24 protein-coding genes, 3 tRNA genes and 1 pseudogene are annotated in these 25,086 nt (G+C 57.4%); 16 read left to right on the forward strand and 12 right to left on the reverse strand.

Annotated elements, in window-relative coordinates; translation table 11 throughout:
• Positions 1 to 64 precede the first annotated feature (64 nt).
• The gene (gene aspA, locus BJP61_RS03625) at positions 65 to 1,501 is read right to left on the reverse strand and encodes an aspartate ammonia-lyase (protein WP_075192325.1); all 1,437 of its coding nucleotides are present in this window, start codon (positions 1,499 to 1,501) and stop codon (positions 65 to 67) included.
• Positions 1,502 to 1,838: 337 nt separating this feature from the next.
• Between aspA and BJP61_RS03630 the strand changes: the two genes are divergently transcribed.
• The 4 genes from BJP61_RS03630 to BJP61_RS03645 all read left to right on the forward strand — a co-directional run bounded on the left by BJP61_RS03630 (position 1,839) and on the right by BJP61_RS03645 (position 4,941).
• Complete coding sequence (locus BJP61_RS03630; RefSeq protein ID WP_038867450.1) at positions 1,839 to 2,315, forward strand: FxsA family protein; 477 nt, start codon at positions 1,839 to 1,841, stop codon at positions 2,313 to 2,315.
• A gap of 135 nt (positions 2,316 to 2,450) precedes the next feature.
• Positions 2,451 to 2,744 (forward strand): co-chaperone GroES, encoded by a 294-nt coding sequence (locus BJP61_RS03635; protein WP_004387018.1) that lies wholly within the window; start codon positions 2,451 to 2,453, stop codon positions 2,742 to 2,744.
• Between the two features lie 48 nt (positions 2,745 to 2,792).
• Positions 2,793 to 4,436 carry a chaperonin GroEL gene (gene groL / locus BJP61_RS03640; RefSeq protein WP_038867453.1) on the forward strand — a complete coding sequence of 548 codons (1,644 nt, stop codon included), beginning with the start codon at positions 2,793 to 2,795 and terminating at the stop codon, positions 4,434 to 4,436.
• 151 nt (positions 4,437 to 4,587) lie between these two features.
• Entirely contained in the window at positions 4,588 to 4,941 is a 354-nt protein-coding gene (locus tag BJP61_RS03645) for a DUF4156 domain-containing protein (RefSeq protein ID WP_038867456.1), read from the forward strand.
• 144 nt (positions 4,942 to 5,085) lie between these two features.
• On the opposite strand, the gene epmB is transcribed toward BJP61_RS03645, so the two are convergent.
• On the reverse strand, positions 5,086 to 6,114 hold the full coding sequence (epmB, locus tag BJP61_RS03650; RefSeq protein WP_171997836.1) for an EF-P beta-lysylation protein EpmB: 1,029 nt from the start codon (positions 6,112 to 6,114) through the stop codon (positions 5,086 to 5,088).
• Positions 6,115 to 6,154: 40 nt separating this feature from the next.
• On the opposite strand from epmB, the gene efp reads away from it, so the two are divergent.
• The 3 genes from efp (at position 6,155) to ecnB (ending at position 7,157) form a co-directional block, all read left to right on the forward strand.
• Positions 6,155 to 6,721 (forward strand): elongation factor P, encoded by a 567-nt coding sequence (gene efp / locus BJP61_RS03655; protein ID WP_004386068.1) that lies wholly within the window; start codon positions 6,155 to 6,157, stop codon positions 6,719 to 6,721.
• A 55-nt stretch (positions 6,722 to 6,776) separates the two neighbouring features.
• Entirely contained in the window at positions 6,777 to 6,908 is a 132-nt protein-coding gene (locus BJP61_RS03660) for an entericidin A/B family lipoprotein (RefSeq protein ID WP_071603781.1), read from the forward strand.
• A 102-nt stretch (positions 6,909 to 7,010) separates the two neighbouring features.
• Complete coding sequence (ecnB, locus tag BJP61_RS03665) at positions 7,011 to 7,157, forward strand: lipoprotein toxin entericidin B (protein ID WP_004386070.1); 147 nt, start codon at positions 7,011 to 7,013, stop codon at positions 7,155 to 7,157.
• Positions 7,158 to 7,194: 37 nt separating this feature from the next.
• Here the strand turns inward: ecnB and BJP61_RS03670 are convergent, their stop codons facing one another.
• Positions 7,195 to 7,800: a LuxR C-terminal-related transcriptional regulator gene (locus BJP61_RS03670; RefSeq protein ID WP_038867461.1), complete on the reverse strand. Its 606-nt coding sequence runs from the start codon at positions 7,798 to 7,800 to the stop codon at positions 7,195 to 7,197.
• Positions 7,801 to 8,078: 278 nt separating this feature from the next.
• Here BJP61_RS03670 and sugE point away from each other — a divergent pair, with 278 nt between their 5' ends.
• A complete protein-coding gene (gene sugE, locus BJP61_RS03675; RefSeq protein ID WP_038867463.1) occupies positions 8,079 to 8,396 on the forward strand; it encodes a quaternary ammonium compound efflux SMR transporter SugE in 318 nt (105 codons plus the stop codon).
• On the opposite strand, the gene BJP61_RS03680 is transcribed toward sugE, so the two are convergent.
• The 5 genes from BJP61_RS03680 to frdA all read right to left on the reverse strand — a co-directional run bounded on the left by BJP61_RS03680 (position 8,393) and on the right by frdA (position 12,343).
• Positions 8,393 to 8,926, reverse strand: coding sequence for a lipocalin family protein (locus tag BJP61_RS03680; RefSeq protein WP_038867498.1), 534 nt, complete (start codon positions 8,924 to 8,926; stop codon positions 8,393 to 8,395). The two genes, sugE and BJP61_RS03680, sit on opposite strands and share 4 nt — an antisense overlap.
• Before the next feature lie 122 nt (positions 8,927 to 9,048).
• Positions 9,049 to 9,408, reverse strand: a complete 360-nt coding sequence (frdD, locus tag BJP61_RS03685) for a fumarate reductase subunit FrdD (RefSeq protein ID WP_038867465.1) — start codon at positions 9,406 to 9,408, stop codon at positions 9,049 to 9,051.
• 10 nt (positions 9,409 to 9,418) lie between these two features.
• A complete protein-coding gene (frdC, locus tag BJP61_RS03690; protein ID WP_038867468.1) occupies positions 9,419 to 9,814 on the reverse strand; it encodes a fumarate reductase subunit FrdC in 396 nt (131 codons plus the stop codon).
• Positions 9,814 to 10,560, reverse strand: coding sequence for a succinate dehydrogenase/fumarate reductase iron-sulfur subunit (locus tag BJP61_RS03695; protein WP_038867470.1), 747 nt, complete (start codon positions 10,558 to 10,560; stop codon positions 9,814 to 9,816). Before BJP61_RS03695 ends, frdC begins: the two co-directional genes overlap by 1 nt.
• A complete protein-coding gene (gene frdA, locus BJP61_RS03700; RefSeq protein WP_171997837.1) occupies positions 10,553 to 12,343 on the reverse strand; it encodes a fumarate reductase (quinol) flavoprotein subunit in 1,791 nt (596 codons plus the stop codon). Before frdA ends, BJP61_RS03695 begins: the two co-directional genes overlap by 8 nt.
• 302 nt (positions 12,344 to 12,645) lie before the next feature.
• Here frdA and epmA point away from each other — a divergent pair, with 302 nt between their 5' ends.
• The gene (gene epmA / locus BJP61_RS03705; protein ID WP_038867474.1) at positions 12,646 to 13,623 is read left to right on the forward strand and encodes an elongation factor P--(R)-beta-lysine ligase; all 978 of its coding nucleotides are present in this window, start codon (positions 12,646 to 12,648) and stop codon (positions 13,621 to 13,623) included.
• A 146-nt stretch (positions 13,624 to 13,769) separates the two neighbouring features.
• Here the strand turns inward: epmA and mscM are convergent, their stop codons facing one another.
• From mscM to rsgA, 3 genes are all read right to left on the reverse strand, one after another.
• A complete protein-coding gene (gene mscM, locus BJP61_RS03710; RefSeq protein ID WP_038867484.1) occupies positions 13,770 to 17,102 on the reverse strand; it encodes a miniconductance mechanosensitive channel MscM in 3,333 nt (1,110 codons plus the stop codon).
• A gap of 17 nt (positions 17,103 to 17,119) precedes the next feature.
• On the reverse strand, positions 17,120 to 18,082 hold the full coding sequence (gene asd / locus BJP61_RS03715) for an archaetidylserine decarboxylase (protein WP_161578846.1): 963 nt from the start codon (positions 18,080 to 18,082) through the stop codon (positions 17,120 to 17,122).
• A 96-nt stretch (positions 18,083 to 18,178) separates the two neighbouring features.
• A complete protein-coding gene (gene rsgA / locus BJP61_RS03720) occupies positions 18,179 to 19,225 on the reverse strand; it encodes a small ribosomal subunit biogenesis GTPase RsgA (protein ID WP_075192330.1) in 1,047 nt (348 codons plus the stop codon).
• Between the two features lie 112 nt (positions 19,226 to 19,337).
• Here rsgA and orn point away from each other — a divergent pair, with 112 nt between their 5' ends.
• The 4 genes from orn to BJP61_RS03740 all read left to right on the forward strand — a co-directional run bounded on the left by orn (position 19,338) and on the right by BJP61_RS03740 (position 20,345).
• Positions 19,338 to 19,883 carry an oligoribonuclease gene (gene orn / locus BJP61_RS03725; RefSeq protein WP_161578844.1) on the forward strand — a complete coding sequence of 182 codons (546 nt, stop codon included), beginning with the start codon at positions 19,338 to 19,340 and terminating at the stop codon, positions 19,881 to 19,883.
• Between the two features lie 167 nt (positions 19,884 to 20,050).
• Positions 20,051 to 20,126 (forward strand) — tRNA-Gly (locus tag BJP61_RS03730).
• Positions 20,127 to 20,160: 34 nt separating this feature from the next.
• A tRNA-Gly gene (locus BJP61_RS03735) sits at positions 20,161 to 20,236 on the forward strand.
• A gap of 33 nt (positions 20,237 to 20,269) precedes the next feature.
• Positions 20,270 to 20,345, forward strand: a tRNA-Gly gene (locus BJP61_RS03740).
• A gap of 269 nt (positions 20,346 to 20,614) precedes the next feature.
• Here BJP61_RS03740 and queG read toward each other — a convergent pair.
• Positions 20,615 to 21,754 carry a tRNA epoxyqueuosine(34) reductase QueG gene (gene queG / locus BJP61_RS03745; RefSeq protein WP_171997838.1) on the reverse strand — a complete coding sequence of 380 codons (1,140 nt, stop codon included), beginning with the start codon at positions 21,752 to 21,754 and terminating at the stop codon, positions 20,615 to 20,617.
• Between queG and nnr the strand changes: the two are divergent.
• The 3 genes and pseudogenes from nnr to amiB all read left to right on the forward strand — a co-directional run.
• Positions 21,753 to 23,298, forward strand: a pseudogene (nnr, locus tag BJP61_RS03750) (bifunctional ADP-dependent NAD(P)H-hydrate dehydratase/NAD(P)H-hydrate epimerase); the annotation flags it as partial. The gene queG and the pseudogene nnr sit on opposite strands and share 2 nt — an antisense overlap.
• Positions 23,273 to 23,731: a tRNA (adenosine(37)-N6)-threonylcarbamoyltransferase complex ATPase subunit type 1 TsaE gene (gene tsaE / locus BJP61_RS03755; protein WP_038867502.1), complete on the forward strand. Its 459-nt coding sequence runs from the start codon at positions 23,273 to 23,275 to the stop codon at positions 23,729 to 23,731. The pseudogene nnr and the gene tsaE, both read left to right, overlap by 26 nt.
• Before the next feature lie 16 nt (positions 23,732 to 23,747).
• The gene (gene amiB / locus BJP61_RS03760; protein WP_171997840.1) at positions 23,748 to 25,082 is read left to right on the forward strand and encodes an N-acetylmuramoyl-L-alanine amidase AmiB; all 1,335 of its coding nucleotides are present in this window, start codon (positions 23,748 to 23,750) and stop codon (positions 25,080 to 25,082) included.
• The last annotated feature ends 4 nt before the right edge of the window (positions 25,083 to 25,086 follow it).

Genomic DNA, 25,086 nt, shown 5'->3' on the forward strand with positions numbered 1-25,086 from the left:
GGTATCCATTAAACGAAAAAGGCACGTCCGAAGACGTGCCTTTTTAGTGTACCCCGAAAGGGGATTACTGTTCGCTTTCATCGGTATAGCGTTTTGCTTTGTAAGCCGGATGCATCAGGTTCTGGACAGAGAAGATGTCGTCCAGCTCCGCTTCCGTCAGCAGGCCGCGCTCCAGCACCACTTCACGCACGCTCTTACCGGTTTCGGCGCAAATCTTCCCGACGATATCGCCGTTGTGGTGGCCGATGAACGGGTTGAGATAGGTGACGATACCGATAGAGTTGTAAACGTAGCCTTCGCACACCTCTTTATTGGCGGTAATGCCGTTGACGCATTTTTCCAGCAGGTTGTAGCAGGCGTTAGTCAGGATGTGGATGGACTCGAACATCGCCTGGCCGATAACCGGCTCCATGACGTTGAGCTGTAACTGACCCGCTTCAGACGCCATCGTAACGGTGGTGTCGTTGCCGATCACTTTAAAGCAGACCTGGTTTACCACTTCCGGCACTACCGGGTTCACTTTGGCGGGCATGATGGACGAGCCCGCCTGCAGTTCCGGCAGGTTGATTTCGTTTAAGCCCGCACGCGGACCTGAAGAGAGCAGGCGCAGGTCGTTGCAGATCTTGGAGAGTTTTACCGCCAGGCGCTTGAGCGAGCTGTGCACCATAACGTAAGCGCCGCAGTCAGAGGTCGCTTCAATCAGGTCTTCCGCCGGGACGACCGGCAGGTTACTCACTTCCGCGAGTTTCTGCACCGCCAGCTGCTGATAGCCGTCCGGGGTGTTCAGACGGGTACCGATCGCGGTCGCGCCGAGGTTCACTTCCAGCAGCAATTCCGCCGTACGCAGCAGGTTTTTAGTTTCTTCGTTCAGCAACACGGTGAACGCGTGGAACTCCTGACCAAGCGTCATCGGCACGGCGTCCTGCAACTGAGTGCGGCCCATTTTCAGGATGTTTTCAAATTCTACGGCCTTGCGCTGGAAGCCTTCGCCCAGCTCTTTAATCGCGTCGACCAGCTTGACGATAGAGGCGTAAACCGCGATGCGAAAGCCCGTCGGGTAGGCGTCGTTAGTGGACTGGCATTTGTTCACATGATCGTTGGGGTTGAGGAACTGATATTCCCCTTTCTGGTGGCCCATCAGCTCAAGGCCAATATTCGCCAGCACTTCGTTGGTGTTCATATTCACGGATGTGCCCGCGCCGCCCTGGTAGACGTCCACCGGGAACTGATCCATGCATTTTCCGTTGTTCAGCACTTCATCGCAGGCCGCGATAATCGTATCGGCAACTTTGCGTGGGATGGTCTGCAGCTCTTTGTTGGCCAGCGCTGCCGCCTTTTTCACCATCACCATGCCGCGAACAAATTCAGGGATATCGCTGATTTTGCTGTTGCTGATGTAAAAGTTTTCAATCGCTCGCAGAGTATGAACACCATAGTAGGCATCCGCTGGAACTTCCCTGGTACCCAACAAATCTTCTTCGATACGAATGTTGTTTAACATGTGAACCTTCTTACTTAAGCTGACTAAGATTGCACCAAACTCACAGGATATATGTGGTTATGGAAGTAAAATGACCGACATTTATGTCCTTAATCGGTCTGGTGCCCACGATCATATGCTGATGATAGCGAAAAGCCGTAACCTGGATCACTTATTCCCGGGCGCGCCTGACGACAATTATTAAACTGTGAAATATGTCACCGCTTAAAAATTTCCAGAAAAAATGTCCGTGCAAAGTGATTGAACTTTGACTAAGGCGTCTCCATCTCAGTGTATATGCGTTTGCACATCTATTTCTAAGGCGCCAGAAGGCGCCTGCTTTTTACAGGAGAACCCGGTGCGCTGGATACCCTTTATCGCCTTCTTTCTTTACATCTACATTGAAATTTCCATCTTTATTCAGGTGGCGCATGTGTTCGGCGTTTTTCTGACCTTACTGCTGGTGATTTTTACGTCGGTTATCGGAATGTCGCTGGTACGCAACCAGGGCTTTAAAAACCTGATGCTGATGCAGCAGAAAATGGCGGCGGGTGAGAGCCCGGCGGCGGAAATGCTGAAAAGCGTGTCGCTGATTATCGCCGGTCTGCTGCTGCTGTTGCCTGGCTTTTTTACTGACTTCCTGGGCCTGCTGTTATTGCTGCCGCCAGTGCAGAAACTCATTACTCTTCGCCTGATGCCGCATTTGCGCTTTAGCCGTACGCCGGGAGGGGGCTTTGGCGCCTCTTCGCAGGGCGGGAATACCTTTGACGGCGAATACCAGCGCAAAGATGACGGTCCGAAGCGCCTCGAAGACCACGATCGCGACTCGCGATAAAAAATCCAAAAATTTTTTCTTTTCCCCCCTTGAAGGGGGAAAACCCCAACCCCATCTCTCTGGGCACCAGCCGGAAACCTTAACGGGCCGGCTCAATCCCTAACTGATACGGACTTTCTCAAAGGAGAGCTATCAATGAATATTCGTCCATTGCATGATCGCGTGATCGTCAAGCGTAAAGAAATTGAATCTAAATCTGCTGGCGGCATCGTTCTGACCGGCTCTGCCGCGGGTAAATCTACTCGTGGTGAAGTGCTGGCTGTTGGCAATGGCCGCATCCTTGAAAACGGCGAAGTGAAGCCGCTGGATGTGAAAGTCGGCGACATCGTCATTTTCAACGATGGCTATGGTGTAAAAACCGAGAAGCTGGACGATCAGGAAGTGCTGATCATGTCTGAAAGCGACATTCTGGCAATTGTTGAAGCGTAATCTCACGCGCGAACAAACTGAACGTACGAATTTAAGGGAAATAACGATATGGCAGCTAAAGACGTAAAATTCGGTAACGACGCTCGTGTGAAAATGCTGCGCGGCGTAAACGTACTGGCAGACGCAGTGAAAGTTACCCTGGGCCCGAAAGGCCGTAATGTGGTACTGGACAAATCTTTCGGTGCGCCGACTATCACTAAAGACGGCGTGTCTGTAGCACGTGAAATCGAGCTGGAAGACAAGTTCGAAAACATGGGCGCCCAGATGGTGAAAGAAGTAGCCTCCAAAGCGAACGACGCGGCAGGCGACGGTACCACCACCGCAACCGTACTGGCTCAGGCTATCATCACCGAAGGTCTGAAAGCCGTTGCGGCTGGCATGAACCCGATGGACCTGAAACGCGGTATCGATAAAGCGGTTATCGCCGCTGTTGAAGAGCTGAAAGCGCTCTCCGTACCGTGCTCTGACTCTAAAGCTATCGCTCAGGTCGGCACCATCTCCGCGAACTCCGACGAAACCGTGGGCAAACTGATTGCCGAAGCGATGGAGAAAGTGGGTAAAGAAGGCGTTATCACCGTTGAAGAAGGCACCGGTCTGCAGGACGAGCTGGATGTGGTTGAAGGTATGCAGTTCGACCGCGGCTACCTGTCTCCGTACTTCATCAACAAGCCGGAAACTGGCGCTGTTGAACTGGAAAGCCCGTTCATCCTGCTGGCTGACAAAAAAATCTCCAACATCCGCGAAATGCTGCCGGTTCTCGAAGCCGTGGCGAAAGCAGGCAAACCGCTGCTGATCATCGCTGAAGATGTTGAAGGCGAAGCGCTGGCGACCCTGGTTGTGAACACCATGCGCGGCATCGTGAAAGTGGCTGCGGTGAAAGCACCGGGCTTCGGCGACCGTCGTAAAGCCATGCTGCAGGATATTGCTATCCTGACCGGCGGTACCGTTATCTCTGAAGAGATCGGTATGGAACTGGAAAAAGCCACCCTGGAAGATCTGGGCCAGGCGAAACGCGTGGTTATCAACAAAGACACCACCACCATCATCGATGGCGTGGGCGACGAATCCGCAATCCAGGGCCGTGTAGGTCAGATCCGTCAGCAGATCGAAGAAGCGACCTCTGACTACGACCGTGAAAAACTGCAGGAGCGCGTAGCGAAACTGGCAGGCGGCGTTGCGGTTATCAAAGTTGGCGCGGCGACCGAAGTTGAAATGAAAGAGAAAAAAGCCCGCGTTGAAGACGCCCTGCACGCGACCCGTGCTGCGGTGGAAGAAGGCGTGGTGGCTGGTGGCGGCGTAGCGCTGGTACGCGTTGCGGCGAAACTGACCGAGCTGACCGGCCAGAACGAAGACCAGAACGTGGGTATCAAAGTTGCGCTGCGCGCAATGGAAGCTCCGCTGCGTCAGATCGTATCCAACGCTGGTGAAGAGCCGTCTGTTGTTGCTAACAACGTGAAAGCGGGCGACGGTAACTACGGTTACAACGCGGCGACCGAAGAATACGGCAACATGATCGACATGGGTATCCTGGATCCGACCAAAGTAACCCGTTCTGCGCTGCAGTACGCGTCCTCTGTGGCTGGCCTGATGATCACCACCGAGTGCATGGTTACTGACCTGCCGAAAGAAGATAAAGCCGACTTAGGCGCTGCAGGTATGGGCGGCATGGGCGGTATGGGCGGCATGATGTAATTGCCCACCACCTTACATCTTTAATGATGTAGTGTGTTAAAACCCCGGTCAGCAATGGCCGGGGTTTTTCTTTTGGTCATCTTTTTAGTATAAGGTCTTACCGGGCATACGAAGCCCAGGCTATCACCAGCTCTTCATAATGGGGAATAACATGCGCTTGAAAGTCACTACAGGAATGGTTGTCGCAGCGCTGCTGCTGGCGGGATGCAGCAACGGTAATTCACTCTCTGCCGCAGGCCAGAACGTGCGTTTTGTCGAAGAGCAGCCAGGTAAAGAGTGCCGCTTGCTTGGCACCGCGACCGGCGAGCAGAGCAACTGGCTTTCCGGCCAGCACGGCGAAGAGGGCGGCTCCATGCGCGGCGCGGCGAACGATCTGCGTAATCAGGCTGCCGAAATGGGCGGAAACGTGCTTTACGGCGTAAGCAGCCCGACCCAGAACCTGCTTTCAAGCTTTGTTCCCACGTCCAGCAAAATGGTCGGTCAGGTGTATAAGTGCCCAAATTAATCAGAATTCAGAAGCACTAACGGGTATCTGAAATAAAAAAGGCGGGTGCGCTCGCGCTTGCCCGCCTCACCCAGAAAAAGTGGCGACGTTAAAAAACGGTAGGGTGGGTAAGCGTCACCGTTTTGTATGATGTGATGCCGAAAATCAGCTCTGTCGTAACTGCAAATCAAGCGGCGTTTTGCTCGGTTCACCGCCGATTTCACGCGCCAGTTTTGGCACCAGATAACCCGATACCAGCGATAACAACTCGCGCATAATCGCCCGGGCCTTGTCGTCACTCACCATAAAATGCGCCGCGCCCTGGACTTTATCCAGCACATGCAGGTAATAGGGCATTACGCCCGCATCGAACAGCGCATTGCTGAGCGCCGCAAGCGTCGCGGCGTTATCATTTACGCCCTTCAGCAGCACGCTCTGGTTCAGCAGCGTTACGCCTGCCGCCCGCAGCTTTGCCATACCGGCGCGAAAGGCGTCGTCAATTTCCTGCGCGTGATTGATATGGTTAACCAGCAGCACCTGCAGCCGCGTCTCGCCGAGTAACCGGACCAGACTGTCGGTAATACGCGCCGGGATAACGATCGGCAGGCGACTGTGAATACGCAGGCGTTTTAAGTGAGGAATCGCCTCAAGGCGCGCCACCAGCCACTCCAGCTCATTATCTTTCGCCATCAGCGGGTCACCGCCGGAAAATATAATCTCATCCAGTTCCGGATGTGCGGCGATGTAGTCCAGCGCGGCCTGCCAGTTACGCTTGTTGCCCTGGTTATCGGCATACGGGAAATGCCGGCGGAAGCAGTAGCGGCAGTTCACCGCACAGCCGCCTTTCACCAGTAATAGCGCACGGTTGTGATACTTATGCAGCAGCCCTGGCACCACGCTGTTTTGCTCTTCAAGCGGATCGGTGGTAAAACCGGGCGCCGCCACGAACTCTTCGCGCGACGTCAACACCTGTCGCAGCAGCGGATCCTGCGGGTTGCCTTTCTCCATGCGCGCGACGAACGCCCGCGGTACGCGCAACGCAAATAAGCGGCGCGCGTCGCGTCCGGCAAGCAGTTCTTCGTCAGTATCTATATTGAGAAGGTGCAGGAGCTCATCGGGATCGGTGATAACATCGGCAAGTTGCGATAACCAATCTTCTCTGGATGGGGGATTTAGGGTTACAATATGCGCCATTTTGTGGCTTAGCTACCAGTTAACAATTTCAGAGGGCCTTATGGCGACTTATTCTAGCAACGATTTTCGTGCCGGTCTTAAAATCATGATGGACGGCGAACCGTACGCCGTTGAATCCAGCGAATTCGTTAAACCGGGTAAAGGTCAGGCGTTCGCGCGCGTTAAGCTGCGCCGTCTGCTGACGGGTTCCCGCGTAGAAAAAACCTTTAAATCCACCGACTCCGCAGAAGGCGCAGACGTTGTGGATATGAACCTGACTTACCTCTACAACGACGGTGAGTTCTGGCACTTCATGAATAACGAAACCTTCGAACAGCTGGCGGCTGACGCGAAAGCCGTAGGCGACAACGCCAAATGGCTGCTGGATCAGGCTGAGTGCATCGTGACCCTGTGGAACGGCCAGCCGATCTCTGTCACTCCGCCGAACTTCGTGGAGCTGGAAATCGTTGATACCGATCCGGGCCTGAAAGGCGATACCGCGGGTACCGGCGGCAAACCGGCGACGCTTTCTACCGGCGCTGTGGTTAAAGTTCCGCTGTTCGTCCAGATCGGCGAAGTCATCAAAGTGGACACCCGCTCTGGTGAATACGTTTCCCGCGTAAAATAATTCCGACTGTTGTCTGCGGCGTGGTTGCGCCACGTCGCAGGTTACAGGGATCACGATGAAAACCCCGCTGTTACGTCCGTTTCTTGTTTTGTTGCTCTGTTCGCTTGCCTGCGCCTGCAATACGGCTCGCGGCTTTGGCGAAGATATCCGGCATCTTGGCGGCGCGATTGAGCGCGCGGCAAAATAGTTCCTCTGTTCCTAAAAACCGTTTCCTTCCGCCAGTGTGTCAGTTTTTGTCTATGCTTAAATGGCTATACACAAATAACTTAGGCAATAAAAGGAAGAGATTATGGTTAAGAAAACAATTGCGGCGCTCTTTTCAGCACTGGTTCTTTCTTCACTGTTGACGGCCTGTAACACCACTCGTGGCGTGGGCGAAGATATTCAGGACGGCGGCAGCGCGATCTCTGGCGCGGCAACCCGCGCATCGCAGTAATGATGACGACGGTACGGCTCCGCCTGGCGTCGTACCGTTATCTTACGCACATCTCCGGCAGCGGCACGAACAGCGAAAAGCGGTTATCAGCGCCGAGTTTCATGCGAATATTGCGTTTATAGGTGTAAACCGTTTTGACGGCGATCCCCATTTTGCGCGCAATCTCCTCATTGCTCATTCCCACGCCCCACCATTCCAGAATGCGCTCTTCGCGCAGCGTCAGTAATGGCGTAATGCTTTTCGGCTCACCAAATGGCGGACGCGACATCAGCGCTTTGCTAATCAATTGCCCCAGTTCGCGCAGCCCGATAGTTTTATTCGCAATGCGCCAGGTGATTTGCTGCGAGCAATAATCGTCCAGCACGTCCGATACGCCGCTTTGCAGCAGGATCAGACGCGTGGTGTTGCCGCAGGCTGCAAAGATGGAGGAGAACTGATTTACGTGATGAACATCTCCCATAAACCCGTGAAGATCGGCAATCACCATATTAGGTTGCCACTGCATAAGAAGCTCGCGCGCACGCAGTAAATGATCGGTTGCCGTCACGTGGAACGGCGCGGCGAAATCTTCGGAGTGATTGAGCCAGCTTTCGAGCCCGGTACGGCTGAAATGACAGCGGTCAACCAGTAAAATTTTATACATGCTCGGATTCATTATGGAGAGAAAGACGCACCTGCTGTAGCCAGCAGGAAAGTGTTTCATCATAGGAAGATTTATTGCTAACTGAACCCGTGATGTACGCGCACAATCGCGGCTATTTCCTGGCTTAACCCGTGAGGATCCGCTGGTTTAGGAAAAACACGGTTGCAAAATGTGCGCTAAGAAGGGATGATCGCGGCGTTTTAATCACCTGGCCTTGTGGGACGACCTGCAAGCGCGTCACGTTGAACGGGGACGGCCCCGCAAACCTGGAGCTGAGTATGTCCTGGTTCGTTCTGTTAATCGCCGGTCTTCTGGAAGTTGTCTGGGCCGTCGGCCTGAAATATACCCACGGTTTTACCCGTCTTGTACCCAGTCTCATCACCGTTTCGGCGATGATCGTCAGCATTGTGCTGCTCTCGTGGGCGATGAAAAGCCTGCCGACCGGTACGGCCTATGCCATCTGGACGGGCATCGGCGCGGTCGGCGCGGCTATCACTGGCATTCTGCTGTTAGGCGAGTCGGCAAGCCCCGCGCGTCTGGTGAGCCTGGGGCTTATCGTCGCGGGGATCGTCGGTCTTAAACTCAGCACCCACTAACGGGCGCGCTGGTCTACCCAGATCAGTTTCTCCACCGCGAAGCCCTGACGGGTGGCGGTATCCAGCAGATCCTCTTTCACTTGCTTGCTGATGGTAGGCGTGCGGGAGAGGATCCACAGATAGCTGCGATCCGGCCCGCAAATCAGCGCATGCTGGTAATCCTTATCCAGCGCAATAATGTTGTAGCCGCCATAGAACGGGCCGAAGAACGAGACTTTCAGCGCGGCGCGGTGCGTATTGCCGGTGAAATAGGCTTTGCCTTCGCTCTGCTGCCATTTATTGCGGTCAGGATTAAAACCGCGGTTAATGACGTTCAGCCCGCCGTCGCCGCGCAGGCTGTAGGTAGCGGTGACCTGTTCCAGACCGCGCTCAAAGCGATGGTCGAAGCGGGCAATCTCATACCAGGTGCCGAGGTAACGGTTGACGTTGAAATCTTCCACGACCGTGACACCGCGCGGCGGCGTGGGTGTGCTACAGGCGACCAGCAGTGCCGCAGTCGCGACGGTAGCAACAACAGGGAGTAGTCGAATACGCATGGCGGGATCCTTCTGTTTTTTAATGCTAAGTGTAGATGCCCGTTGAGCTTTTGTAATTGTGCGAAAGCGAAATAGTGGAGGGAATACGCCGCTTGCGAAGAAGCGGCGCGAGGGCGTCAGAGCGTGATAACGCCAATCAGCGTGACGACCGTCAGAATGGCGGCGAGGCCGTAGAAAACCCATTTGCCGGCGGGAACATGTACTTTCAAATCATGCATGCCGTGATGAATGCGGTGCAGCCCGCACCACAACGGCAGCACAATCATCAGTAGCAGAAACAGACGGCCAACCCAACTCTGGGCGAACGCCAGGACGCGTTCATAGCTGAACGCGCCTTCGGGCCCGATGCCGAGCGGCAGCAGGATGCCCACCAGCAGGACGATAACCGGCGCGACAACCGCGCACCACATGCCGCCTGCGCCAAACAGCCCCCAGAATACCGGCTCGTCGGAACGTTTCGGGTGTTGATTAATCACGATCTCCTCCTTACCAGAACAGGGCGATAAACAATACGACCACCGTGACGAGCGCCGTCACGCCCCAAAGCGCCTTGATGACCGGTTCAGGCCCCATTTTTTCGTCTTTCACTACCACGATGGCGGCTTTCGGCGCCAGCTCAAACCAGGTTTTGGTATGCAGCAGCGCCGCAAGCAGCGTGATAACGTTGAGCAACACGACAATCGGGTTTTGCAGAAAACCCACAAAGTTGGCCCAACTCTCCGGGCCATGTTTTAGCGCGAACAGACCATAAATCAGCACGATACTGAACCAGACTGCGGGCACGGATGTGCCTTCGCGTAGCATGTAAAAGCGGTAGAATGGCAGCGTTTTCCACCAGCTGGCTTCCATCGTCCGTACATAAGGCTTACGTTTCGAGGTCATTATTCACTCCTTGCGCCGGGTTTCAGCATGGCGATTAAGAAATCCTTCGAGCTCTCCACTTTGCTCTGCTGGATAGCGGCGGCCGGGTCGACATGTTTCGGGCAGACTTCCGAGCAATAACCGACGAACGTACAGGTCCAGACGCCGTTCTGGCTGTTAAGTTGCGGCATACGCGCCTTCTGGCCCTTATCGCGGCTGTCGAGGTTATAGCGGTGCGCGAGCGTAATGGCCGCCGGGCCGATGAACTCCGGGTTCAGCCCGAATTGCGGGCACGCGGCATAGCACAGCCCGCAGTTGATGCAGCCGGAAAACTGATGGTATTTCGCCATCTGCGCGGGCGTCTGGGTGTTTGGCCCCTGTTCTGGCGTGCGCGGGTTGCCGATGATGTATGGCTTAATCGCCTCCAGGCTTTCGATAAAGTGGGTCATATCGACCACTAAATCGCGCTCGATCGGGAAATTCGCCAGCGCTTCGACTTTCATGCCGGAAGGGTAATCACGCAGAAACGTTTTGCAGGCGAGTTTCGGTACGCGGTTGACCATCATCCCGCAGGAGCCGCAAATCGCCATGCGGCACGACCAGCGGTAGCTTAAGTCCGGCGCCAGGTTGTCTTTGATATAGCCCAGCGCGTCCAGCAGCGAGGTCTGTTCATCCCAAGGCACGTCATAAAATGCGCTGTGCGGCGCGTGGTCGGTTTCCGGGTTATAGCGCACCACTTCGATGCGCCGCGTTTGCATCTCAGCCATTCGCCGTCTCCTTTTTATCAGCCGCTTCCGATTCTGCGCCATACACGCGTTTCGCCGGAGGCAGAGTGGTAATTTTTACGTCGCTATAATCCAGACGGGTGGTGCCGTCAGCGTCGCGGAAGGCGAGAGTGTGACGCAGGAAGTTAACATCATCGCGTTCGGTGCAGCCTTCATCCAGGCGCTGATGCGCGCCGCGCGACTCTTTACGCGCCATGGCGGAATGTGCCATGCATTCGGCGACGTTAAGCCCATGACCAAGCTCAATGGTGTAGAGCAGATCGGTGTTGAACACGCAGGACGTGTCGCTGATGCGCACGCGTTTGAAGCGCTCCTGCAGCTCTGCGAGTTTATCCATCGTTTTCTGCATCAGCTCCGGCGTACGATAGATGCCGCAGCCTTCTTCCATTGAAAGCCCCATCTCGTCGCGAATTTTCGCCCAGCTTTCATTGCCTTCCTGGTTGATAAGCTTATGCAGGCGCGCTTCGATATCCGCTGTTTGCGCGCTCAGCGCGCTGTCGCGGGCGGGGGACGCGGCCATTGCGCGCTCCATCGCCTGTTCGCCTGCGAGGCGGCCAAATACCACCAGCTCCGCAAGCGAATTCGAGCCGAGGCGATTGGCGCCGTGCAGCCCGACCGATGAGCATTCGCCCACGGCGAAAAGCCCTTTAATGCGGGTTTCGCACCGCTGGTCGGTTTCGATGCCGCCCATGGTGTAGTGCGCCGTCGGACGTACCGGAATCGGCTCTTTCACCGGGTCGACGCCCACGTAGGCTTTCGCCAGTTCGCAGATAAACGGCAGCCGCTCCAGCAGCTTTTTCTCGCCAAGATGGCGCAGGTCGAGATAGACCACATCGCCGCGCGGTGTGGCAATCGTGTTGCCTTTGCGCCATTCGTGCCAGAATGCCTGCGAGACTTTATCGCGCGGCCCAAGCTCCATATATTTGTTTTTCGGCTCGCCGAGCGGAGTTTCCGGGCCCATGCCGTAATCCTGCAGGTAACGGTAGCCGTCTTTGTTAACCAGAATGCCGCCTTCGCCGCGGCAGCCTTCCGTCATCAGAATGCCGGAGCCGGGCAGGCCCGTCGGGTGATATTGTACGAATTCCATATCGCGCAGCGGAACGCCGTGTGAGAGCGCCATGCCCATGCCGTCGCCCGTGACGATGCCGCCATTGGTGTTGTAGCGGTAAACGCGCCCCGCGCCGCCGGTCGCCATCACGACCGCGTTGGCCCGGATTTGCACCAGCGTGCCTTCCATCATGTTCATCGCGACCAGGCCGCGCGCCTGACCGTCGTCCACTAAAATATCGAGGACGAAATGCTCGTCGAAGCGCTGAATCTGCGGGAATTGCAGGGAAGTCTGGAAGAGCGTGTGGAGCATATGGAAGCCGGTTTTATCCGCGGCAAACCAGGTACGCTCGATTTTCATGCCGCCAAAGCGCCTGACGTTGACCGAGCCATCCGGGCGGCGGCTCCACGGGCAGCCCCACTGTTCAAGCTGGGTCATCTCGCGCGGACAGTGCTTCACAAAATAGTCCACCACGTCCTGCTCGCACAGCCAGTCGCCACCAGCGACGGTGTCGTGGAAGTGATACTCAAAACTGTCATGATCCTGCGCGACCGCTGCCGAGCCGCCTTCGGCCGCAACGGTATGGCTACGCATTGGGTAGGCTTTTGAAATCAGTGCGATTTTAGCGTTGGGATTGCGCTCGGCCGCCGCAATGGCGGCCCGTAGTCCCGCGCCGCCGGCACCGATAATGGCGAGATCGGCTTGAAAAGTTTGCACGACATTCCTCCGGGTTTTAGTTATTCCCACCGCGCGGTAACAAAGGCGAAAACTCGGGGCTGCGCGGGGGTAAAGCGTTCCCCTGCTCCTTTTTGGGTAGCTGAGTATAACCGTACCCCTAAAGGGGAAATTTGATGTGTTCGATTTTTTGGGGCGTTACGACGGCTTTTATCAGCCCGCTTGATGAAGTGGCTCACAAAACGGAAAATTGGCCTCTTCGCAGGAAAAAACTGCGCAAAATTTGTCTGGCGAACGCGATACGAGTAGACTTCGTGCCCTTGTTTCAAGACGGAGAAAGTACCATGAGCGAGACGGCCACCTGGCAGCCGAGCGCATCCATCCCCAACCTGTTAAAGCGCGCCGCGATTATGGCGGAGATCCGTCGCTTCTTTGCGGATCGCGGCGTACTGGAGGTGGAAACCCCCTGCATGAGCCAGGCGACGGTAACCGATATCCACCTGTTCCCGTTCGAAACGCGTTTCGTCGGCCCCGGCCATTCTCAGGGGATCAATCTCTATCTGATGACCAGCCCGGAATATCATATGAAGCGCCTGCTGGCGGCGGGCTGCGGGCCGGTGTATCAGCTGTGCCGCAGCTTTCGTAATGAAGAAATGGGGCGTCATCACAATCCTGAATTCACCATGCTGGAGTGGTACCGTCCGCACTACGATATGTATCGCCTGATGAATGAGGTGGATGACCTTCTGCAACAGGTGCTGGACTGCCAGCCCGCGGAGACGATCTCTTACCAGCAGGCGTTTCAGCGCCATCTGGAAATCGACCCGCTGTCGGCGGACAAAACCCTGCTGCGCGAGGCGGCGGCGAAGCTTGATCTCAGCAACATCGCCGATACCGAAGAAGATCGCGACACGCTGCTGCAACTGCTGTTCACCATGGGCGTCGAGCCGCATATCGGAAAAGACCGTCCGGTGTTTGTTTATCACTTCCCGGCAAGCCAGGCGGCGCTCGCGCAAATCAGCACTGAAGATCACCGCGTGGCGGAGCGTTTTGAGGTCTATTACAAAGGCATTGAGCTGGCGAATGGTTTTCATGAGCTCACCGACGCGCGCGAGCAGCAGCAGCGTTTCGAGCAAGATAACCGCAAGCGCCTTCAGCGTGGTCTGCCGCAGCAGCCGGTGGATTACAATCTGCTGGAAGCGCTGAAAGTGGGCCTGCCGGATTGCTCCGGCGTCGCGCTGGGCGTGGATCGTCTGATTATGCTGGCGTTGGGCGCGGAAAGCCTCGCGGAAGTTATCGCCTTTACGGTAGATCGGGCGTAACGGTCGAGGGCGGGTCTGTGGCGAATGCGCTGCGTTTACCTGCCTTATCCATAACAGGCGCCAGACGTAGGGGGTTAAGCGACGCGCGCCCACCTTTACTCCACGCCTCACCGCCATAAAAAAGGAGCCTTGCGGCTCCTTTTTCGTTACATGCTTCCCGGCGTGCGGCTGGTGCGGCCGGCAGAGGTTAACGTTCGCGCGGTGCGTTTGCCATCCAGGCTCTCCAGACGCATCTGGAAGGGCGGGAACGGCATTTCGATACCGTGTTCGCGAAAGCCCTGCAAAATCAGCTGGTGGATCTCGTGGCGAAGCGGCATGCGATGCCCCATTTCAGCGGCATGGATACGCAGCTCAAACAGCTGAATACCCTGCTGTAAATCCACCAAAAACACTTCCGGCGGCGGGTTATCTATCACATAACTGCACTTCTCGGCGGCGCGGTACAGCAGCTGCGTCACCTCTTCACTGTTGGCGTCCGATGGCGCAGGCACCGTCAGCACCACGCGGGTGACGGAGTCAGACAGCGACCAGTTGATAAACTGCTCGGTGATAAACGCTTTATTCGGCACGATAATCTCTTTGCGATCCCAGTCGCTGATGGTAGTAGCGCGGGTATTAATGCGCGTCACGCTGCCCGTTAAATCGCGAATGGTCACGGTGTCGCCGATACGAATCGGTTTTTCAAAGAGAATAATCAGGCCCGAGATAAAGTTAGCGAAAATCTCCTGCAGGCCGAAACCAAGCCCGACGCCGAGCGCCGCCACGAGCCACTGCAGCTTGGACCATTCAATACCAATCATTGAGAAGCCCACCAGTCCGCCAATCAGCATCAGCAGATATTTGGTGATGGTGGTGATGGCATAGCCGGTACCGGGCGTCAGTTCCAGGTGTTGTAGCACGACCAGCTCCAGCAGCGCAGGCAAATTGCGCACCAGCTGCGTGGTGACGATAAACACCAGAATGGCAATCAGAACCGCGCCAAGGGTAATAGGCTCAATGCTCTCCACGCCTTGGACGGTCGACGTCACATCCCACAGGGAAATGTTTTCAAGGAATCCGAACGCCGAGTGGATTTCCGACCACAGCACAATGACCGACAGCAGCGCGATAAGCGTCAGAATGGAGCGCACCAGGCGCAGCGACTGAGCGCTGATGGCGTCGAGATCGAGCTCGGCGACATCCACCTCGACGCTGCCCTCGGTGCTGTGCCCGTGGGGCGGCTCTTCTTCGCCGCGGGCGCGCTGGGCCAGAATTTCCGCACGGCGCGAGCGGGCGCGGTCAAAGGCCAGACGACGGCGCTGGATCAGCATCCAGCGGCGAATAATGTGGTAGATAACCAGCAGCAGGAACCAGATGGCGACGGAAGTTTCCAGACGCGCCAGCAGCGCCTGCGCAGTGGCGAGATAACCGACGGCTGCGGCGAGGATCGCCATCAGCGGCGCGCACAGCATCAGGTTCCACAGCAGCCGGTTTACCCAGTTGTCGCCATTGCCTTCGTTATCCAGATAGAGCGGAATGCCTGCGCGTTTGAGGCTGAGCGTCACGATAGCCAGCGCGCCGCAAATCAGCACAAAGCACAAACGGCCCAACGAGCCGGAGAATTCGCGGTCGTTGAGGTTATCAAAGGTGATCAGCGCCATGATCAGCGGCACAATAAAGCCAATGCTCATCAGGTAATAGCGCATCGCGCGGGCGACGCGGTTGCGAGGCCAGCCGAAGTGCGTGGTAAACAGGCCGTTCGGGCGGGCAAAGGTGGCGGAGATCATCACCACCCACAGCAGCGGCACCGTCGCCGTCACGCCGTCGCCCACCGCGACGGCGATAGGCCAGGGCCAGGCTTCACGCAGCCCGTAGCCGAGCGTGGCCCAGAGCACCGGCAGCGGTGAGGCTACCAGAATCGACCAGAATACTGTGCGCAGCGTCAGCCAGAAGTGATCCTGCGTGACCTTACCGACGCGCGCGCTGGAGCGCTCCAGAAACGCCGTGAAATGGCGGCGGGAGCTGATGCTGAAGCCCACCAGCAGCAGCGCGCCGAACAGCGGCAGCAGCGTCTCTTTGCTGGTGACCATCATCACGGCGGCTTTGCCGAGCTGGCCGAAAAAGTCGAGCGAAATAAGGCGGCGCAGATCCTGCACGATATCCACCGGCCAGCTGATGCTGAGCGGGCTGACATCCGAGGTCCAGAACAGATAGCGGTGCGTCGCTTCGTTCACTTCCTTAAGCGCGTCTTCAAGCTGGCTGTTGGCCACTTTCAGCTTGGTGAGTTCAAGGATTAACGTATCGCCGCCCTGCAACAGGGAGCCGAGGAGTTCGCGCTGGGTACGCAACTGCGCTTCCAGGATGCGATTCTGCTCCGCCGTCAGCGGCGTGCCATCGGCCTGGCGCAGCTGGCGCAGTTGCGGCTGCTTGTTAAGCTGATCTTCATAACGCAGGCGATGCACGCGCAACTGGGCCATTTCGGTATCCAGCTGTTGCAGTTTCGGCATCTCCGGCAGGCGCGAGACCTGCGCGCGCAGCGCCTCGCCAAGTACGTTGGAGACGCCAAGCCATTGCGACTGTTCGCGCAGCGTCGTTAACGCCTGACGCACCTGCATCGTCTGGCTGGTGGCCTGACGCTGCTGCGATGCGACAAGATCCATACGCTGCGCCTGCTGGTTTAGCGCGCGGGAGAGCTCGCGGTTGACGTTGAACTGCTCGACGATAGCCGGAGGCAGGTTGGCGCTGTTCTCGGCCAGGAGCTCGGTGCTTTCAAGCGCGCGTTCGGCCTCCTGCTGGCGCTGGCTGTTGAGCTGATTACGCAGCGCCTGCAGGTAAGTATCGAGCTGCTCGCTCTGCTTTTGCGCCAGCTCCGCACGCAGGCGCGCCAGCTCCTGACGGTTGCTCGCGGAGAGCTGCGCGAGTTCCAGTTCATCAACGCGCGCTTTGAGCTGTGCGGATTCCGCCTGCTGGGCGAGAAGCTGGGCGGCGCCGAGCGCGGTAGAGCCTGACGACGCGCCCGAGCGGCGTTCCATCTCGTTAAGCTGGCGGCGCGCGTCGGTTTGCTGCTGGGGAAGCTGGCTTAAGGAGTCGGCGATTTCGCGGGCGCGATCCTGCTCCTGTTGCGCTTCGCGGCTCTTTTCCAGCAACTGACTGCTGACCTGGAGGATCTCCTGATTGAGCGCGTCGGTGGTAAGCCCTGTGGGCACCCGGCGCGGCTCGTCGCGCAGGTTATTGAGTTGCTGGCGCAGCGATTGCGACAGCTTCGGGAAATTATCGATAACCTGTTGATACTGTCTGGCGCGCTCAAGGGAGGCTTTTCTCTCCTCAAGCGCGTTTTGCGCGGACTGAAGGGTTTCAACCACTTGCGCCTGATCGGGCTGGTTTTTGGCCGCTTTGGCTTGCTCCAGCTCCTGGGCTATCTGTTTTTCATCGGGCGCCGTCGCGGCGTTCGCCCAAAAGCTCAGGCTCCAGGCCAGCAGCACGTAAAGAATCAGGCGCACGTCATTTTACCTTTGCATTAACGGTCCTGGTCGTTATCGACCAGCGGGTTAGCATCGCGTTCGGCTTCGATCTCTTCCGGCGCAATCACCGCAGGCGCGACATCCGCCGTCACCGCGTCGGTAGATACCGCCAGCGGCTCGCCGAGGCGAGTGACGGAGAGACTTTGCAGATGTTCAACCAGCTCGACGCTACCCGGCGCAAACAGGTTGATAACCGTGGAGCCCAGCTTGAAGCGGCCCATCTCCTGGCCTTTCAGCAGCGCTACGGCGCCGTCGCTTTCGCCCGCCGGGTACGTCCAGCGTTTGATAATGCCTTCGCGCGGCGGGGTGATAGTGCCAGCCCAGACGGTTTCGATGCTACCCACAATCGTCGCGCCCACCAGGATCTGCGCCATTGGCCCAAATTCGGTATCGAACAGGCAGATAACGCGCTCGTTACGGGCGAACAGGTTCGGCACGTTCTGAGCGGTCAGATGGTTTACCGAGAAGAGATCGCCCGGTACGTAGATCATTTCACGCAGGATACCGTTACACGGCATATGCACGCGGTGGTAGTCACGCGGCGACAGGTACGTAGTGGCGAAGCTGCCGTTACGGAACAAATCGGCCATCAGATAGTTGCCGGCAAGCAGCGCTTCCAGCGAATAGTTGTGGCCTTTGGCCTGCAGGATCTTATCGCCTTCGATACGGCCAAGCTGGCTTATCACGCCGTCCGCCGGCATTACCAGCACATTCGGATCGGTGTTAAGCGGGCGGACTTCATCGCGCAGTGGGCGCACGAAAAATTCGTTAAAGGTGCGGTAGCTGGCGGTATCGGGCTTCTGCGCCTCGCTCATGTTGACCTTGTAGTATTTTACGAACAGGTCGATGACCAGTTTGGTCAGCCAGCCCGCGCGTTTACTCGCGCCCCAGCCAGCAAGGCGAGTGAGCCACTGTTTAGGCAGAATATATTGCAGCGAAAGTTTGATTTCGTTTAACAAGGTAGCCTCCAGGCCAGTGTTTCATCATTCCTGACCCGGCTGCGCGCCGGGCCTGTCAGAAAAAGGGGCTGATTCTAACGACGCACAGCTTAATTGTCAGTCGTCGCTATCAGAAAAGTTTTTACGCGTTTTTACCTGCGCCATGCTTTCCAGAATGCGGTGATAGTTGTCGAAACGGCTTTCGGCAATGTCGCCGCGCTCAACGGCCTCGCGAATGGCGCAGCCGGGATCGTTGCCATGTTTACAGTCGCGGAACTTGCAGAGCCCCAGATAGTCGTGAAATTCGATAAAGCCCTGCGTTATCTGTTCCGGCTCAAGGTGCCACAGGCCGAATTCACGCACGCCCGGCGAGTCGATGACTTCGCCGCCGCCCGGAAAGTGGTACAGGCGTGAGGCGGTGGTGGTGTGCTGACCAAGCCCGGAGTTGTCAGAGACGTCGTTAACCAGAATCTGGTTATCCTTCAGGCCCAGCAGATTGTTCAGCAGGCTCGATTTACCCACGCCCGACTGTCCCGCGAAAATACTGGTGCGGTCGATGAGTGCCTGCTCCAGCTCCTTCAGCCCTTCGTCTTTGTAGCTGGACACCAGCAGTACGCGATAACCAATACGACGATAGATATCCATCTGCTCGTTGACGAAAGCGAGGTCGTTTTCATCAAGCAGGTCAGTTTTGTTGAGGACCAGTAAAGGTTCAATCTCCAGCGTTTCGCAGGCCACCAGATAGCGGTCGATAATGTTCAGCGACAGCTCCGGCAGGATGGCCGATACGATGATTATCTGGTCGATATTCGCGGCGATAGGCTTCACGCCGTCGTAGAAATCCGGGCGCGTCAGTACAGAGGTACGGTCGTGTACCGCATCGACAATGCCTTTGCCCTGAACATTTTCTTTCGCCGGGCGCCAGACGACGCGATCGCCGGTCACCAGCGAGCGTATGGTGCGGCGAATGTTACAGCGATGCACACCGCCGTCTGACGATTCGACGTCGGCATGCTGACCAAAGCGACTGATCACGCGACCTTCGCGAGGCTCGCCAAATTGCGAGTCGTCCGGATCGGCTTTCTCCGTAGTCTGTTTGAGCCGGCGCTGATGGTTCGCTGACACGCGGCGCTGCTGACCTTTGGAGAGTTTATTTTTGCTCAATCTTAATGGCTCCTGGTCGCCCCTGGTGGGCAAAACCTCTATGATATCAGCTATTGTAAATGAATTAACTGCCTGTCACCCCGGTGTGACGCGATAACGGATGGAAAATAGCATGAGTGCCAATGAAAACAACCTCATTTGGATCGATCTGGAGATGACCGGACTCGATCCGCGACAGGATCGCATCATTGAAATCGCCACCCTGGTGACCGACGCCGATCTGAATATTCTCGCGGAAGGCCCGGTTATCGCTGTGCATCAGTCCGATGAGCAGCTGGCGCTGATGGATGACTGGAATGTGCGCACGCATACCGCCAGCGGCCTGGTGGAGCGCGTTAAAGCGAGCACGATGGGCGAGCGCGAGGCGGAGCTGGCGACGATTGAATTCCTTAAAGAGTGGGTGCCTGCGGGCAAATCGCCTATTTGCGGTAACAGCATCGGCCAGGATCGCCGCTTCCTGTTTAAGTACATGCCGGAGCTGGAAGCCTATTTCCACTATCGTTACCTGGACGTCAGTACGCTAAAAGAGCTGGCGCGCCGCTGGAAGCCGGATGTACTGAATGGCCTTAAGAAACAAAATACGCATCAGGCGCTGGACGATATCCGCGAGTCGGTGGCGGAGCTCGCCTATTACCGCGAACATTTCATTAAATTGTGATGGCGAAGAGGGGCTAAGCCCCTCTTTTGCTGGTAAAGTGAACACTTTGGCGAATAAAAAAGCAGTCAGATAAAAATCACAAAAAAAAGCGTTTAAGGGGTTGCGGTAGAAATCATTTCTCGTATAATGCGCCTCCCGTAACGACACAGAAATGTGAATTACGCAGAGCGGGAATAGCTCAGTTGGTAGAGCACGACCTTGCCAAGGTCGGGGTCGCGAGTTCGAGTCTCGTTTCCCGCTCCAAAATTTGAAATCGCCGAAAGGCAGCACCACCCAAGCGGGAATAGCTCAGTTGGTAGAGCACGACCTTGCCAAGGTCGGGGTCGCGAGTTCGAGTCTCGTTTCCCGCTCCAAAATTTGAAATGCCGAAAGGCAACACCACCCAAGCGGGAATAGCTCAGTTGGTAGAGCACGACCTTGCCAAGGTCGGGGTCGCGAGTTCGAGTCTCGTTTCCCGCTCCAAATCTCTTCGATTGTACAAATTATCCACAGCGACAAAGCGCGCTGCGGCTGGTTTTTTGCGTTTATCCAAAAAGTTTCTGAACAGACTTATCCACAGTTTGCGTAAAGTTATCCTGTACGCCTGAATGATAACTTTGATCACATCTTTTTTGTAACCATCTGATTTTCATAAATAATAATTTATTACTAAATGTTATTTATGAGGTTTTTTGATAAATCTGGCCTTTGAATGGCAAGACTTTTTTAATTTTATTCACAGCGAAACGCGTCTACGCGTCGCGCGGCAGCCCTTTCTCAATTACTCTGACCAGCCGTTGCTTTTGCGGCAACTGCACTTCCACCACACAGGCGTTACGTTTGTCTGTTTGTTGCGCAATCGCCCAGTCTATGTGCTCGTCGAGAAGCGAGTGTTCACCTTTGCGCTGACGAAGCGCAACAATATTGGCTTCATCCCAGGGCGCGTTGCCGAGCGCGACCGCAATATTACGCAGCCAGCGTAAGTGACCAATGCGGCGTATCGCCGATCCTTCGGTGACTTTCAGAAAGTGCGCCTCGCTCCAGCCAAACAGTTCAATCAGCTTCGACGCGTGTAGCGCCTGTCGCGGGCTGAAATCCGCCTCGTCGGTGAGCTGTGAAAAGCGGTTCCACGGGCAGATCAGCTGACAATCATCACAGCCGTAGATACGGTTGCCCATCAATGGACGAAATTCTTCCGGGATAGCGCCTTCCAGCTCGATGGTGAGATACGAGATACAGCGGCGCGCATCCACCGTATACGGCTCGACAATCGCGCCGGTCGGGCAGATGGTCATACAGGCCACGCAGCGTCCGCAGCCTTCTTCAACGGGTTTATCCACTGGCAACGGCAAATCGACCAGCAGCTCGCCGAGAAAGAAAAATGATCCGGCGTCGCGGTTGAGGATGAGCGAATGTTTGCCTGTCCAGCCGAGACCGGCTTTTTCCGCCAACGGGCGCTCAAGAATGGGCGCGGAGTCGACAAAGGGTCTAAAATTCAGCGACGCGCAATGCGCTTGCAGCGTTTCGCCGAGTTTTTTCAGCCGGTTTCTCAGGAGTTTATGGTAATCGCGCCCCAGGGCGTAACGGCTTACATAGCCGAGCGAGGGATCTTTTAGAGTGCGCGCAAAGGCGGCGTTGGCGGGCAGATAATTCATCCGCACGCTGATGACGCGAAGCGTGCCGGGCAGCAGTTCATGCGGGCGCGCGCGCAGCATGCCGTGACGGGCCATCCACTCCATCTCGCCGTGATACTGTTTATCCAGCCACGCCTGAAGCGCGCCTTCGCTGGCGCTCAGATCGGTATCGGTAATACCTACCTGCTGAAAGCCAAGCTCGGCGCCCCATTGTTTAATTTTTTGCGCTAACTGATTGAGATCGAGGGGTTCAGACATGACGGACCACGGGATGAACAAAAACGGCGCCAGTATACCACACTCCGTCTGGCCTGCGGACTGGCTGCGCACGGCGGAGCGGGAGGCGGCGGACAGTTTTGGGTTGACGCTTTACGAGCTGATGCAGCGCGCCGGCGACGCAGCGTTTCAGGTGGCGCGCGCGGCGTACCCGCATAGCCAGCGCTGGCTGGTGCTTTGTGGCCACGGCAACAACGGCGGTGACGGCTATGTCGTGGCGCGTCTTGCGCAGGCGGCGGGTATCGACGTTACGGTGGTGGCGCTGGAGCGCGACAAACCGCTGCCGGAAGAAGCGCAAGCCGCGCGCGACGCGTGGCTCAACGCGGGCGGCGACATTCATGCGCCGCACACGCCGCTGCCGGAAACCTGCGATTTAATCATCGACGCACTGCTGGGCACGGGGCTGACCCAGGCACCGCGCGAAGATGTCGCCGCGCTGATTCACCAGGCCAACCGCCATGCCGCGCCCGTTGTGGCGCTCGATATTCCCTCCGGACTGCTGGCGCAAACCGGCGGCGCGCCGGGCGCGGTCATTCACGCCGCGCATACGGTTACGTTTATCGCGCTCAAGCCTGGCCTGCTCACGGGCCGGGCGCGCGATGTGGTCGGGCGGTTGCACTACCACGCGCTGGGCCTTGAGGCGTGGCTTGCCGGTCAGCAGGCGCCGTACAGGCGTTTCGACACGGCGCAGCTTTCCCAATGGCTTACGCCGCGCAGGCCCGGTTCGCACAAAGGCGATAACGGCAAGCTGGTGATTATTGGCGGAGATCACGGGACTGCTGGTGCTATCCGCATGACCGGCGAGGCGGCGCTGCGCGCGGGCGCAGGTCTGGTGCGAGTACTTACTCGCGCGGAAAACATCGCGCCGCTGGTGACCGCAAGACCGGAACTGATGGTGCATGCGCTCACCGACAATGCGCTTGATGAGAGCCTGGCCTGGGCCGATGTCGTGGTCATCGGACCGGGACTCGGACAGCAGGAGTGGGGGAAAGCGGCACTGGAAAAAGTTCGCCACTGCGACAAACCGATGCTGTGGGATGCGGACGCGCTGAACCTTCTGGCAATCGCTCCCGATACACGTCACAATCGCATTCTTACGCCGCACCCTGGCGAGGCCGCGCGGTTGCTTAATCGCCGCGTGGCAGAAATTGAGAGTGACCGCTTACTTAGCGCCAGAGAGCTGGCGCAGCGCTACGGCGGCTGCGTGGTGCTGAAAGGCGCGGGCACAGTGGTGACAGGCCAGCAAGGCGAATGCGGCATTATCGATACCGGCAACCCGGGCATGGGCACGGGCGGCATGGGCGATGTGCTGTCAGGCATTATCGGCGCGTTGCTGGCGCAGCGGCTGAACCCGTATGATGCCGCCTGCGCGGGCTGTGTGGCCCACGGCGCGGCGGCGGATGCGCTCGCGGCACGCTTTGGTACGCGCGGCATGCTGGCGACCGATCTGTTCTCCACGCTCTATCGTTTTGTTAACCCGGATATAGACAGACCAGAATCATGATGAATCGCGTTATACCATTACCCGAAGAGCAGGCGACCCTCGACCTCGGCGCACGCGTGGCGCGCGCCTGTCGCGGTGCGACCGTTATCCATCTGTACGGCGATTTGGGCGCGGGCAAAACCACGTTCAGCCGCGGGTTTCTCCAGGCGTGCGGCCATCAGGGCAACGTTAAAAGCCCGACCTACACGCTCGTCGAGCCCTATACGCTTGAAAACATGATGATCTATCACTTCGATCTCTATCGCCTTGCCGATCCGGAAGAACTTGAATTTATGGGCATCCGCGATTACTTCACCGATGACGCTATTTGTCTGGTGGAATGGCCGCAGCAAGGGGCGGGCGTCCTGCCGCCGCCGGATATCGAAATCCACTTGTCATGGCAGGATCAGGGGCGTGAAGCGCGGGTGAAAGCGGTCTCCGCTGCCGGCGACGCGCTGCTGGCGCGCCTCGCCTGAACGCAAGGACGATGGGATGATCACATGCATGAAAAACTGGGTCGCGGCGCTTCTGCTGGCGATATGCACGCCAGCGTTCGGGGCGACGCTTTCCGATATTCAGGTTTCCAACGGCGACGGCCAGGCGCGGATCACCTTGAGCTTTATGGGCGATCCGGAATACGCGTATTCGCAACAGGGCAAACGCAGCGTCGCGCTCGATATTAAACAGACCGGCGTGATTCAGGGTCTGCCGCTGCTGTTCAGCGGCGAAAATCTGGTCAAAAGCATTCGCGCCGGGCAGCCGAAAGATAATCAATCTCTGCGTCTGGTCGTCGAGTTAACCAAAGACGGCAAGGCGCGCGCCGTGAAGCAGCAAAAAGGCGCGGGTTATAACGTGATCTTCACCATCGAAGCGGACGAACCGCCGCCACCGCCTGTCGTGGCGCAACGCGAACCTGTTTCCGCGCCGGTGCGCCCGTCAGAGCCTGCGCGCAACCCGTTCCGCTCGGATAATGACCGTATCACAAGCGTCGTGGGCAGCAATACCGTGACCCGGCCCGGGCGCAGCGCGAGCCGTGCTGTTTCTGACCGTGTGATTGTGGCGATCGACGCCGGGCACGGCGGACAGGACCCTGGCGCTATCGGCCCCGGCGGCGTGCGCGAGAAAAACGTCACTATCGCCATCGCCCGCAAGCTGCGTACGTTGCTGAACGACGATCCGATGTTTAAAGGCGTGCTGACGCGCGACGGCGACTATTTCATTTCCGTGATGGGCCGCTCTGATGTAGCGCGCCAGCAAAACGCGAATTTGCTGGTGTCGATTCATGCCGACGCCGCGCCGAACCGCGATGCCACCGGCGCGTCCGTCTGGGTGCTATCCAACCGCCGCGCCAACAGTGAAATGGCGAGCTGGCTGGAGCAGCATGAGAAGCAATCGGAACTGCTGGGCGGCGCGGGCGACGTGCTGGCCAACAGTCAGGCGGACCCTTACCTGAGTCAGGCGGTGCTGGATTTGCAGTTCGGCCATTCGCAGCGCGTCGGGTATGATGTCGCCACCAGCGTGCTGGGGCAGTTGCAGCGCGTCGGTTCGCTGCATAAGCGCCGTCCGGAGCACGCCAGCCTTGGCGTACTGCGCTCGCCGGATATTCCATCGCTGCTGGTCGAGACCGGTTTTATCAGTAACAACGGCGAAGAACGCCTGCTGGCGAGCGATGACTATCAGCAGCAGATCGCCGAGGCTATCTACCAGGGGCTGCGCAATTACTTTATTGCGCATCCGCTCCAGGCCGCGCCAAAGAGTGACGGCGGAACGGGGCAGACCGCCCGCTCCGCTGACAGCGTTTCAGGTCAGGTCACTGTGATTCAGTAAGGAG

Source organism: Cronobacter sp. JZ38, from assembly GCF_008932145.1.
Classification (GTDB): Bacteria; Pseudomonadota; Gammaproteobacteria; order Enterobacterales; family Enterobacteriaceae; genus Cronobacter; species Cronobacter muytjensii.